This is a genomic window from Tenacibaculum sp. Bg11-29, assembly GCF_002836595.1.
GTDB lineage: Bacteria > Bacteroidota > Bacteroidia > Flavobacteriales > Flavobacteriaceae > Polaribacter.
In genome coordinates, this window is record NZ_PJBB01000003.1 from 4,008,356 (window position 1) to 4,021,850 (window position 13,495).

Annotated in this window: 10 protein-coding genes; 5 read left to right on the plus strand and 5 right to left on the minus strand. The window is 29.2% G+C overall.

The genetic code is table 11. From position 1 onward, the window contains the following. The first annotated feature begins 1,904 nt into the window (after nucleotides 1–1,904). The 3 genes from CXF68_RS18075 to CXF68_RS18085 all read left to right on the plus strand — a co-directional run bounded on the left by CXF68_RS18075 (nucleotide 1,905) and on the right by CXF68_RS18085 (nucleotide 4,883). On the plus strand, nucleotides 1,905–2,114 hold the full coding sequence (locus CXF68_RS18075; protein ID WP_101046498.1) for a hypothetical protein: 210 nt from the start codon (nucleotides 1,905–1,907) through the stop codon (nucleotides 2,112–2,114). 76 nt (nucleotides 2,115–2,190) lie between these two features. Continuing rightward, nucleotides 2,191–4,200, plus strand: a complete 2,010-nt coding sequence (locus CXF68_RS18080) for an ATP-binding protein (RefSeq protein ID WP_157822001.1) — start codon at nucleotides 2,191–2,193, stop codon at nucleotides 4,198–4,200. Next, entirely contained in the window at nucleotides 4,200–4,883 is a 684-nt protein-coding gene (locus tag CXF68_RS18085) for a response regulator (RefSeq protein WP_101046500.1), read from the plus strand. The genes CXF68_RS18080 and CXF68_RS18085 overlap by 1 nt, the downstream gene beginning before the upstream one ends. Here the strand turns inward: CXF68_RS18085 and CXF68_RS18090 are convergent. The 3 genes from CXF68_RS18090 to acs are packed head-to-tail and all read right to left on the minus strand — an operon-like array spanning nucleotide 4,876 to nucleotide 8,153. Continuing rightward, nucleotides 4,876–5,601, minus strand: coding sequence for an acyl-CoA desaturase (locus CXF68_RS18090; RefSeq protein WP_101046501.1), 726 nt, complete (start codon nucleotides 5,599–5,601; stop codon nucleotides 4,876–4,878). The genes CXF68_RS18085 and CXF68_RS18090 overlap by 8 nt on opposite strands. A 59-nt stretch (nucleotides 5,602–5,660) precedes the next feature. Further along, the gene (locus tag CXF68_RS18095) at nucleotides 5,661–6,233 is read right to left on the minus strand and encodes a Crp/Fnr family transcriptional regulator (RefSeq protein ID WP_101047591.1); all 573 of its coding nucleotides are present in this window, start codon (nucleotides 6,231–6,233) and stop codon (nucleotides 5,661–5,663) included. A gap of 12 nt (nucleotides 6,234–6,245) precedes the next feature. Then, nucleotides 6,246–8,153, minus strand: a complete 1,908-nt coding sequence (gene acs / locus CXF68_RS18100; RefSeq protein WP_101046502.1) for an acetate--CoA ligase — start codon at nucleotides 8,151–8,153, stop codon at nucleotides 6,246–6,248. 110 nt (nucleotides 8,154–8,263) lie between these two features. On the opposite strand from acs, the gene CXF68_RS18105 reads away from it, so the two are divergent. Next, nucleotides 8,264–9,037 carry a sulfite exporter TauE/SafE family protein gene (locus CXF68_RS18105; protein ID WP_101046503.1) on the plus strand — a complete coding sequence of 258 codons (774 nt, stop codon included), beginning with the start codon at nucleotides 8,264–8,266 and terminating at the stop codon, nucleotides 9,035–9,037. Between the two features lie 88 nt (nucleotides 9,038–9,125). Then, complete coding sequence (locus tag CXF68_RS18110) at nucleotides 9,126–9,932, plus strand: TerC family protein (RefSeq protein ID WP_101046504.1); 807 nt, start codon at nucleotides 9,126–9,128, stop codon at nucleotides 9,930–9,932. An 84-nt stretch (nucleotides 9,933–10,016) separates the two neighbouring features. Here the strand turns inward: CXF68_RS18110 and CXF68_RS18115 are convergent, their stop codons facing one another. Both CXF68_RS18115 and CXF68_RS18120 read right to left on the minus strand, forming a co-directional pair. Further along, nucleotides 10,017–11,801: a cytochrome-c peroxidase gene (locus CXF68_RS18115; protein ID WP_101046505.1), complete on the minus strand. Its 1,785-nt coding sequence runs from the start codon at nucleotides 11,799–11,801 to the stop codon at nucleotides 10,017–10,019. 3 nt (nucleotides 11,802–11,804) lie between these two features. After that, nucleotides 11,805–13,316 (minus strand): phosphatase, encoded by a 1,512-nt coding sequence (locus tag CXF68_RS18120; protein WP_101046506.1) that lies wholly within the window; start codon nucleotides 13,314–13,316, stop codon nucleotides 11,805–11,807. Between the last annotated feature and the right edge of the window lie 179 nt (nucleotides 13,317–13,495).

Below are 13,495 nucleotides of genomic sequence, written 5' to 3' on the forward strand. Positions count from 1 at the left end.
TTTATTACTCATTATAAAAAACAAAAAAACACCTAAATAGGTGTTTTTTTGACTAGCTTTCTTTTTTACTTTGGTTAGAGTAATATTTTTTTCATAGAATTTTCCCCGACGTATTAATATAAACCTTTAGCTTATATACCCTTTAAACAAGGTGTAGTTTTTAACCGGTACAAAGATATTTCATCTTTATAAAAACTTGGTGAGGTTCTCCCTTACTTTTAGTGAGGCGCCCCCTTACTTTTTATAAACACCATATAAATTGTGATTTATCATTTTTTTATATAAAAAAGTAGAGCGAAGTAGATAATTACCTATTTTTTAATTAAAACATCTTGAGAAGTATCTATCGAGTACAGTCGAAACCTATTATTAAAAGGCTAATTACTACTTTCTATCAAATTACCATTTTATTTCTATAATGCTCGAACTAACAACAAGAGTTGCGCCCCTACTTAAAACTAAATGTTTAATTGTACATATTTAACTACTGAGCTTTATTACTCATTATAAAAAACAAAAAAACACCTAAATAGGTGTTTTTTTGACTAGCTTTCTTTTTTACTTTGGTTAGAGTAATATTTTTTTCATAGAATTTTCCCCGACGTATTAATATAAACCTTTAGCTTATATACCCTTTAAACAAGGTGTAGTTTTTAACCGGTACAAAGATATTTCATCTTTATAAAAACTTGGTGAGGTTCTCCCTTACTTTTAGTGAGGCGCTCCCTTACTTTTTTGTAAAACGCTATATAAATCATGATATATATCGTTTTTTATGATTTTTTTAAAATATCGTATATTTGCCTCATTATGAAAAAAATGAATTTACATATACCACAAATAATAACAAAACTAGTATTTAGTTTTTGTGGAAGTGTTGATAGCGTAATCTATCAATATCGGACATTATATGTTGATTTAAACAAATTTGAAATATGATTTGATTATAAAAATTAAGAATATATAAAGCGTCCAATTACTTGGACGCTTTTTTTTATACCCTATTTTAAAATATGAAATTTTAATTATAAACATATAAACTAATATCGTTTGACTACTAAGCAATTGAATTACAAAACATTGCATTAAAACCCAATTTCTAGGTAAAATACTAGAGTGAAATTCCACGCCTTAAAAACAAACTAAACAACTAGCAGTCAACTAATTAACTTTAATTTTTCCTTGTTTTATTCCAAAACTTATATATATTTGCATCATAATTATTTAACTGATTAATACTAAAAATTATGAAATTAATTTATTTAAACGAAACTATCAATACCCTATTTAAAGGAGGATTTGATTATTACATAAAAAAGGATAAGGATATTTACTGTGAAAAGCAATATTTAATGATGAGCTAATAGTTCAACTTAATAATATACACGTAAAGGCGCCTTAAAAGGCGTCTTTTTTGTTTTTAACTATAAGGTGATTAAAGCACCATGTATATGTTAAAAAACTTGCGTAATTCGTTATTTTTCACTATCTTAATGAAGCTAAAATGAAAAATTATGAAAAAGATAAAATTGCACAAACTAAATGAAACGGAACGTTTACTAAGTAAATCAGTACGCTTCCTAAAAGTAGTCACATTAACTCAAATTATGTTACTATTTTAGAACTACAATCAACTAGCGTTCATTAAAAACCACAAACGCTTCCTTTATTTATGACAAAGTAGAATTCCTGAAGTCTGTTGCACTCAATAGGCCTTAACAGTAATGAGTCTTCACGGATTGATGTTAAATAGCAATCCAATTCTACAACTACCCAAAATACTTGGGCTAGAAAACTATTGTCTTGATTTAACCAAGACATAGACATCGAAAAAAACATTTCGATACTGTAATAGCTGCAAATGCGGCAAGGAAAACTATTGTCAAATTTTAAAAACTAAAATTATGAAAACTTTAAAAACTATAAAATATACGTTAATAATTACCCTATTAATTCTTTTAACCACAGGTTGTACTGACCTTACTGAAGATTTAGTTCCTGAAACTAAAGCTCAAAACACAGAACTAATTTCTGGAGGACTCAATACCACAAACAACCTAGATACTGGTGGTGATGGTAACGGAAGTGATACCAATGGAGGTAAAGGTAACTAACCTCCCCTTATAAACATAAAAGCTTTTAACAAATGTTAAAGGCTTTTTTTTTAGATTTGCTTAAAATAATCAACTATTGAAATCTATCAAAAAAATTGCCCTTTTTATATTTTTCCTGTCTATAGGAAATCAATTGTGCTTTTCTGCTTCCAAGTATTTTAAATTTCAAAATGACAGCATTAAAATTTGGATAAAAAAAGCGAAAAACAAAAAATTAGATAGTACTTCTAGATCTAACTTTTTAGTAAAGTCATATAACTACATTCTAAATAATAAAAAACAGCTTCCTTTAAAACTTAGTTCTATTGCCTATGAGTTTTATGAATTAAAAGATACTATATCATTTTTTAAAGTAAATAAAATAGCTTTAAACTCTGCTATAAAAAATAAACACACCTATGCTATTGGAGATACTCATTGGAATTATGCTACTTATTATATAAATTTAGAAATATATGATAAAGCCTATTTCCATTTTAATAAAGCTTATGACATCTTTATTAAAGAAAATAATAAAAAAGAAGCTTCAGTAATTCTATTTGGTATGGCTCGTATTAAAGGTAATTACAGAGACTACGTGGGTAGTGAAATATTAACTGTAAAAGCAATTCAGCTTTTCAAAGAATTAAATAATTATTATGATTTATATGGTTCTTACAATCATTTAGGGCTATTACAACACGATATCAAAGAATATGATAAAGCTATTTTTTATTATAAAAAATCTTTAACATATTTTAAAAAAAGTAAAAAAAGTAAAAAAAAATATCCTGGAATTTATACTAATATAGCTAATGCTTTCTTAGAAAAGCAACAATACTCTAAAGCTTTAAAATATTATAATAAAGATATTAAAAGTCAAAAACTTAAAAAAAACCAATATGCTAGGGCACTTAATAATAAAGCCTATTGTAAATTGCTAATGAAAGATACTCTTAATATAAAAAGAGACTTTTTCAAAGCTTTAAAAATAAGAGATAGCATTGGTCATAAAACAGACATTCTTTTTTCTAAAATTAATATTTCTGACTATTATAAATATGTAAAAGACACCACCAATGCTTTACAATATTCAAAAGAAGCAAATCTCTTAGCTAAAAAGATAAGAAACAGTAGGGATTATTTAACCACCTTAAAACAATTAGCAAACCTAGATACTAAAAATACTAAAAAGTACTTAGATCGTTATATTGAATTTAATGATAGTTTGATTAGTGCAGAACGTAGAACACAAAACAAATTTACTCGTATAGAATTTGAAACTGATGAATATATTGAAGAAACCGAACGTTTAAATCAACAACAAATTTGGATACTTGTAACAAGTGTTTCAGGGATACTTATTTTAAGCTTATTATACTTCTTACGCGTACAAAAAGTAAAAAATGAAAAACTTCAATTAGAAAGTGAACAACAAAAAGCAAATGAAGAAGTGTATATTTTAACGCTTCAGCAAAAAGCAAAACTAGAAGAAGAAAAGGTTAAAGAACGTAATAGAATATCTGAAGAATTGCACGATGGTGTATTGGGTAAACTTTTTGGAACACGTTTTGGTTTAGGTTTTTTAAACATAAAAGGAGACGATGATGTTTTAGAAAAACATCAATCACTTCTAAATGAGTTACAAGACATTGAGAAAGAAATTAGAGATGTTTCTCATAAATTAAATGATAATTTTAATAGCGATACCGTTAACTTTACCTTTATAATAACACAACTTTTAAAAGATAAAAGCGAACTCGGAGGTTTTACCTATGATTTTAATATAGATAACGAAATTTCATGGAAAACAACAAATGAGGTTACAAAAGCAAATATATATCGTATTATACAAGAAGCACTTCAAAACATTCTTAAGCATGCAAAAGCAGAAAAGGTTACTTTAGCTTTTTCAAAAGACGACCAACATATTATTATCGAGCTAAAAGATAATGGTGTTGGTTTTAATTCAAAAAAAGGAAAAAAAGGAATTGGTATAAAAAATATTAGGTCAAGAGTGAAAAAACTAAATGGTTCTGTTGAGTTCTTATCAGAACTAAGCAAAGGAACTTCACTTATTATTAAAATACCTTATAAATTTGAGTAATGACAGATAAAAAATACACTGCTTTAATTATTGATGATCACCCATTAATTTCTGAAGCCTATAAAAGTGCTTTTACCTACATAGACCAACAAAATGAAAATATTTCGTTTGATGTATCTGTTGCCCATAATTGTGACACTGCCTTTGCTTTTATTAAAGAATGTGCGGAGTCACATAAAAATGTTGATGTCATTTTTTTAGATATGAGACTTCCTGCTTCTGCGGATGGCAAAATATTATCTGGTGAAGATCTAGGGTTATTAATTAATAAAATGTTACCTGAAGCTAAAATAATAGTTTCTACAACTTTTAATGATAATTATAGAGTACATAGTATTTTAAAGAACATAAATCCTGATGGCTTTCTTGTTAAAAACGACATTACTCCACAAGAATTAGTTACCGCAATACAAGAGGTTATTAATGAACCTCCTTATTATAGTAAAACAATAATGAAGCTTCTTCGAAGTCAAATTAGTAATGATTACTTAATCGATGATATTGATAGAAAAATTATTTATGAATTATCGATAGGTACTCGAATGAAAGATTTACCTAATAATGTACCATTATCAATTACTGCTATTGAAAAAAGAAAACGTCATATAAAACAACTTTTTGGTGTTAACAGTTCTGATGATAAAGATTTAATTTTAATAGCGCGAGATAAAGGTTTTATTTAAGTTTAATTAATTTCATTTTATCTAAAACAACCATAATACAATAAGTAACATCAATTTCATGCCATCTTACACCTCCGAAGTTTGCTCGACCTCCGTGGGCATGATGATTATTATGGTACCCTTCTCCCATCATTAAAAAATCGAATGGTAATAAATTTTTAGAGGTATCGCTTACTTTAAAGTTTACATAACCATAAATGTGAGCAAACCAATTAATTATTACACCGTGTATTGGTGCCATTAAAAAAGCAACTGGTAAAAATAACCATTGCCACCAAGCTGTTGCAAAAAAGGCAAAAAACACTACATATAGCGCTCCCCAAGCCAATCTAGAGAGTTTAGAACTTGCAAAATTATCAAAACTCTTCCACTGCGGTACGTTTTTAGTAAATTTATCTTCTATTGCAATTCTATTGTTATTTATATCTTGATAAATATTTTTAGTACGCCACATCATTTTAAAAAGATTCTCATCATACTTTGGTGAATGCGGATCTTTCTCTGTATCTGCATAAGCATGATGCAATCTATGCATTACACCGTAACCATAAGCACTTAAGTAGTTTGATCCTTGCGTTAGCCATGTTAAGAAAAAACATGCTTTTTCACCAAATTTAGACATGGTAAATGTTTGATGTGCTGAATATCTATGTAAAAAAAAGGTTTGAAAAAACAATCCTGAATACCATAAAATAATCATAAAAACTACTATTATCATTCTTGTAAGTTTAGTTTACAAAGAACTAATTTTAGTATGGCAAAAAAAATGAACCTAAGTTAAGTAATTCGTTTTCTAATTCTACTTAAAGCCTGCGCTGTAACCCCTATATAAGATGCTATATATTTTAATGGAATTTCTTTAATTAGCTTTGGTCGTTCATCAAATAATTTAAGATAACGTTCTTCTGCTGTTTCATTTAACAACGATTGTTCTCTTTTAGATTTTATTAAATACAATCGTTCTGAAGATATCCGTCCTAATGCATTTCCTATACTAGTTTCTTTGTACACCTCTTGCAAATCTTCATACGACATACTCCACATTTCTAAATCGGTAAGTGTTTCTAACTCATATAGTGAAGGAGATTGCGTTAAAAAAGAATCATAAGCACTTATAAACTCATCACTAAAACAAAACCCAAAAGTAATTTCCTTTTCTTTATCTTCTTTTGGTATAAAAAAACGCACAACACCTTTATCAATAAAAGAAATATAATTTTCTATTTCTCCTACTTCTAATAGTTTTGTGCGTTTTTTTACTTTTCTTAGGACTAATCTAGAGGTAAAAAATTCCCAATCACTATCATTAATCAAAAGTGATTTTTCTAGGTAAGTTCTAATATTTACTATACTCATGTTTCTTTACAATCTATTATCAATAATATCTTGCACAACTTCAGGATTTAATAAAGTAGAAACATCTCCTAAATTATCTAATTCGTTATGTGCAATTTTACGCAAGATACGGCGCATAATTTTACCTGATCGTGTTTTTGGTAAACCTATTGTAAACTGAATTTTATTCAACTTAGCAATTGGTCCGATATGTTCAGTAATTATTTGATTTATTTCTTTTCGTAAATTATCATGATTTCTACCTTCACCAACATCTTTTAAGATTACATAACCATACAATGCATTTCCTTTTACGTCGTGAGGAAAACCAACAATAGCACTTTCTGCTACAGCAGGATGTTCATTAACTGCATCTTCTATTGGTGCCGTACCTAAATTGTGCCCAGAAACAATAATTACATCATCTACCCTTCCTGTAATTCTATAATACCCTACCTCATCTCGTAAAGCTCCGTCTCCTGTAAAATATTTGTCTTTAAAAGCAGAAAAATAAGTTTCTTTGTAACGTTGGTGGTTTCCCCATATAGTTCTTGCCATTCCTGGCCATGGAAATTTAACACACAAACGTCCATCAACTTGATTTCCTGTTATTTCTTGCCCATTCTCATCCATTAATGCTAACTGTACTCCTGGCAATGGTAAAGTTGCATAAGTTGGTTTTGTTGGAGTTATATAAGGCATTGGAGAAATCATCATTCCACCAGTTTCTGTTTGCCACCAAGTATCTACAATAGGGCTTTTTTTCTTACCTACATTATCATTATACCAATGCCATGCTTCTTCATTTATTGGTTCACCAACGGTACCTAAAACTTTTAACGATGATAAATCATGAGCATTTACAAATTCTAACTTTTCTTTTGCTAGGGCTCTAATTGCAGTTGGTGCAGTATAAAATTGATTAATTTTATGTTTTTCTATAATCTCCCAAAAGCGACCAAAATCAGGATAACTTGGTACTCCTTCAAATAATACAGTCGTTGCTCCGTTTGCTAATGGGCCATATACAATGTAACTATGCCCAGTAATCCAACCAATATCTGCCGTACACCAATACACATCGTTTTCTTTATAATTAAAAACATTTTTAAAGGTATATGCTGTATAAATCATGTAACCTGCTGTGGTATGTAACATTCCTTTCGGGCTTCCGGTTGATCCAGAGGTGTATAAAATAAATAACGGGTCTTCCGCATCCATTATTTCTGGTTCACAGACTTCTGAAGCTTCGTTTAATAGTGGTTGCAACCATTTGTCTCTACCTTCTTTCATTTGAATGGTTGTGTTTATTCTTTTAACAACCAAAACTGTTTCAATACATTCACAATCATTTAAAGCTTCATCTACAATTCCTTTTAAATCGATTGTTTTTTTCCCACGGAAAGATCCATCTGAAGTAATCACCATTTTTGCTTCACAATCGTTTATCCTAGTTGATAAAGCTGCTGAAGAAAACCCTGCAAATACAACTGAATGCACAGCTCCTATTCTAGCACAAGCCAATACCGAAATTGCTAATTCAGGAATCATAGGTAAATAAATGCAAACTCTGTCACCTTTATTAATTCCGTTTTCTTTTAAAACATTAGCAAATTTACAAACTCGTTTGTGTAATTCTTTATATGAAATGTGTTCTGCTTTTTCATCAGGATTATTGGGTTCGAATAAAATAGCTGTTTTGTCTCCTCTTATTCTTAAATGTCGATCAATACAATTTTCTGTAATATTTAGTTTTGCTCCTTCAAACCATTTTATTTTTGGTTCTGAAAAGTCATGCTCTAAAACAGTATTCCATTTTTTTCTCCATACAAAGTGCTCTTCTGCAATTTCTTCCCAAAATAATGCAGGGTTTCGTACAGATTTTCTATAAACCTGAAAATATTCTTCTAAAGTCTTTATATGATAGTTACTCATAATTTCAATTTATTTTTAAGTGTAACAATTTACACCTTTTTTAAAATTTATGGTTATTTTTTCTACAAACAACACTTTAAGAATGACTAATTTAGTATTTTCGATTTTCTATGGATTTTTTTCTACAAACACTTACACACAACTGGCATATTATTTTATTATTTTTTTCAGTTGCCGTGCTATATTCTTCAGTCGGTTTTGGTGGAGGTTCTAGCTATTTAGCAATTTTAGCACTTACTGGTTTAGCTTTTTCACAAATTAGAGCTATTTCATTATTTTGTAATATCGTAGTAGTTACGGGTAATGTATTTTTATATATTTATCATAAAAAATATAATTGGAAAAAGGTTATTCCACTAGTTTTTTTTAGCACTCCTTTTGCTTTTTTAGGTGGCTATTTACGTATTAATCAAACCTTTTTTTTTATTCTTTTAGGAATTACTTTACTATTCGCGGCTATTACAATGTGGGTTTCTAAACATTTAAATTCATCTAAACAAGATACTACAAATTTAAGCATCTCTAAAAATGCTGGATATGGTGGCTTCATTGGTTTCGTATCTGGTATGGTTGGTATTGGTGGTGGTATTTTTTTAGCGCCTTTACTTCATTTAATACGCTGGGATACGCCTTCTAAAATCGCAGCTACAGCAAGCTTGTTTATCTTAGTAAACTCTATTGCTGGACTAATTGGTCAATATGCTAATCCTGATTTTTTTATCGATTGGAACTTAACTTCTATGTTACTAATTACTGTTTTTATTGGTGGGCAAATTGGAAACAGAATGAGTAACAAATTCTTTAGTCCTTTTCAATTAAAAAAGGCTACCGCTATTTTAATTGCTTTTGTAGCTTTACGTATTTTATATACCTACATATTATAATCAAACTTAAAATTCTTTATACTTCAATTGTGTATGTGTTACTTTACAGATATATTTGAAGAATCAATAAATCAATAAAAAATCAACTATGTTAGAGTATATTTTTACACTAGTTATGCTAGTGCTTTTACAAGCAGTTTTAGGTTTCGACAACTTGCTATATATTTCTTTAGAATCTAAAAAAGCACCTTCATCTGACCAGAAAAAAGTTAGAAAGGTTGGTATCTTAATAGCAATTGCTTTAAGAATTATTTTATTATTTGTTTTAGTATCAATCATTGATTTTTTTAAAAACCCATTTTCTTTTCTTACTGGTGGAATAGATAATATTATTCACTTTGCTTTTAACGGACATAGTATTATTGTATTACTAGGAGGAGGTTTTATTATTTATACTGCTATTAAAGAAATATGGCACTTAATTTCTACTCAAGGGCTTGAAGTTGATGAAATGGCTACCGAAAAAAAAACGAAATCATCAAATGCTGTTATAACTAGTATTGTTATAATGAATTTAGTTTTTTCTTTTGATTCTATTTTAGCTGCCATAGGACTTACTAGCGATATAGAAAATCCTACTGCTGCATTTATTATTATGGCGATTGCTATTGTTTTTAGTGGCTTATTAATGCTTGTTTTAGCTGATAAAATATCGGTTTTCTTATCAAGAAATAGAATGTATGAAGTATTAGGATTGTTTATCCTTTTTATTGTTGGTATCATGCTAGTTACCGAAGGAGGACATTTAGCTCATATTAAAATATTCGGAAATGAAATTGTACCTATGAGTAATACAACATTTTACTTTGTTTTGGCTGTTTTAATTATTGTAGACGTTGTTCAAGGTCGTTACCAGAAAAAACTAAGTGCAGAAGACAAACAAAAACTAAGTTAAATAAAATTTTTATTTCAAATAAAAGAAAAGAGCAATGGAAATTCCATTGCTCTTTTCTTTTAAACTATTCTCTAATATAATTAATTATTCATCAGTTAATGTCTTCATAAAATCTATAACTTGAGAAATTTCTTTTGTTGATAAACTTAAACTATCAAAAGGTAGTGTTTGATATTCATTATGAAACCCTAAACCTGCACCACCTCCTTTATTATAAAACCCCATCACCTCATTTAATGTTTTATACACACCATTATGCATATATGGTGCTGTTTTTGCTATATTTCTTACAGTAGGTGTTTTAAAAAAATGTTTACGTTCATTTGTTTTATACACATTATATCTTCCTAAATCTGTAGAAATTTTAGCATTAACCGTATCTATTGATGCTGGAACTCCAATAAATTCAATTTCTGTATCATTATAATTAGGTGGAACTGTACCGTTAAAAATAGGTGCAAAATGACAAGATGCACACAATGCTTTTCCCATAAATAAATTAAATCCTTGCTTTTCATCTGCTGATAGCGTTTCTTCTTCTGCTCGCATGTTTTTATCAAACTTAGAATTAAACGTATTTAAAGTTCTAATATAAGATGCTATTGCATGACGTATATTAAAATTTATTCTTTTAGAACCGTATAAATTTGCTAGTGATTTTTTATACTCCTTATTTTTAGAAACACGTTGTACTACAGAATCCATAGACATATTAAATTCATTATGATTCTCTACAACTCCAATAACCTGCCCTTCTAAACTACCTGCTCTAGCATCCATGAAGAAACTACGTTGATAAGATGAATATGTTAATGTTGGACTGTTTCTTGTTTGATTTTTATCAAAAACCCTTCGACCATCTGTAAAAGCTAAATCTTTAACATGACAAGTTGCACAAGCCATATTATAATTTTTGGAAAGAGATTTATCATTAAACAGCTGTTTACCTAAAACTATCTTAGCTGCTAATTGAGTGGTATCACTTAAGTGATCTGAAAAATAATTTAAATTTAATGCTTTTGATGAAAAAAGTGTTGTCATATTATTAGATAATGCCATCTCAAAAGGGAATTTAACCTTCCAATCTTTTTGAACTTCAACTAATAATTTTAACTGAGTATTGGTATGTTTCTTTATAAAATTGAATCTATCAAAAGTATCAAAATCATAATCTAAATCTTTTTGAGCAGCTATTATTGCTGCTTCAAATTTATTAAATAAAACTTTTGATGTAAACTTCTCTTTATTTATTAGAATAATATCTAGTAGCGTTTTGTACGTATACGTGCTTTCTAATAATGATTGGTTTAAAACTGGTGAATCAAAACCTGTTATTCCAGTAGTTGCTATTCTTGTAATTTGATCTCTTATCAACCATATTATATGATGTGCTTTTAATTTAATAGCAACATTTTTTCGCATTAGTTTTAATCTAGCGCTTGTTACTCTTATTCCTCTTTTTAAAAATTCTTTATTTATATTGTCTTCATAAATAAGTTCTTCTATTACTTGAAAACCTATTGGATTTACAATTCTTGTATCATTACTTGCTTCTCCATGAACTCCTATAATATTTGGAGCATTCAATGATTTGTAATTGTCTTTATCTGAGAAGGCCAAAACTGGTTCTGATAATTTAAAAGCCTTACGAGCTAAAACATATATTTTCTGTTGCTCTTTAATAGTTTTCCCTTTCATACGATCTAAATTATCTATAGCATTAGAAAGGTGACTTATATATAATTTATTAATCTTATCAGAAAAATTAGTAATTGAGTTATATTCTTCTGGTTTATGATTGCATGATACAATTAAAAGCAAAAGACATACACAAAGGTATGTCTTAGCTTGACCGAATAAGTCTTTCATTTTTTATCTTTCTAATCCTGTAATTAAGTGCAAAACAGAACCTTCTTTTCGGTTTGTTAAATTAGGATTTGCCTTTGGATCGGTAAATGATGTTCCGTCTGCTGGCTCCCAACCATGATTTTGAGTCATTACTAAAAATGAATTTTTTCCATTATTTACAATATCTGTAACATCAATCATTCCTGTAATTTCCCAATATTTAGAAGTTCTACCATACCCTAAAGATGCAGCTCTTTCTTGATCACATTCTAAAACCGTTTTAAGTACTCCTGTTGATAAATTATATTGATATAGTTTAGAATAACCAATAATATTTGCATTTTCTGAAGCATATCCATTAGGGTCTTCTTGAATATAAACATAATTTTCAGTAACTAAAATATTATCAGGAGAATGGAATCCATCTGCTTTACCGCCAACTTTATCACCATCTAATACACAGGTAATTTTTGCTGTACCAGTTGGGTCAGTATCATTTAACACTACCTTGTAAACACGACCTAATATAGCACCTTTCCCTACTAAACCTGGTTTATTACGACCTGTTACTGCAAAATATATTTCTCTATTATTTGCTGCAGAACCTCTTCTCCAATCAATATCTTCTAATCTAGAAAACCCCATGACACCTTTCGTTTTACACTCAGCATCTAAGGCATTAATTTCTTTTTCTTCTAGCTCAACGAACTCAACATCGTATTCAGCTCCTTCAGTCATATCAACTTCATAAGTTACGCCTGGCGAGGTAACTTTTAAACCGTATAGTTTCCCGCTATCTAAATCACCTCTATTACCAACATACATTCCTAATTGACCAGATGGTACTTCGTTATTAGCATTATCATCACCAATAAAAGCTACCGTTTTATCTGCATAAGCATCTTTTCCTATAACTACAGCATTTTCAGTAGACCATTGCCCCATTGCTGTTACCATAGTTCCTGTACTTGCATCAGATACCGATTTATAAGGATCAGTTACAAAAACCCCTTTAGAAGCACCTCCCCATTCACCACCTGACAAATATAAAGGTCCGAAACCATGTTCGCTAGGAGAAATCATCGATCCTGAACATTGAGCTGTTTCACCTGTTGCTGTTGCATTTAAAATATACGCTGCCGATATTGGTCTTAAATTTTCGTTTAACTTAATTCTTGCGATAGAATAATCTGCTTCAATATTATTTATTAAAGTAAAAGTACCATCTGTTTCTGCTAATAACCCGGCACCGTCTGCCATAGAACCGTATACAAAATCTGGTGAGTTTGGTATAACATCTTCAGATGATAAAATTGGTGTAATTTTTAACCCAACAAAACTACTAGTAACCTTTAAAAAATTTGGTGTTTTAGAAACTGCTAAATAAGTTAAGACATCAGTTCCATTCTCTCCATCAGTACCATTAGTACCATCTATACCATTCTCTCCATCAATTCCATCTTCACAAGATGTAAATATAATTGTACTAATAGAAATTGCTAATAAAGCTAATAAGCTTAATTTTATTTTTTTCATTATAATTATGATTAAGTTGTTTTTGATGCAACAAATTAAAGGCTAGTTTGTAAAGCTTATAGCAGTATTATTTTAATAACACATCATTAAAATGTAAATTTTATTAAGAGAACTTAAATAATTAGATTCATTCTAAACAAAAAAGGTGGGCTATATTAGCCCACCTTTTATATTTAAAC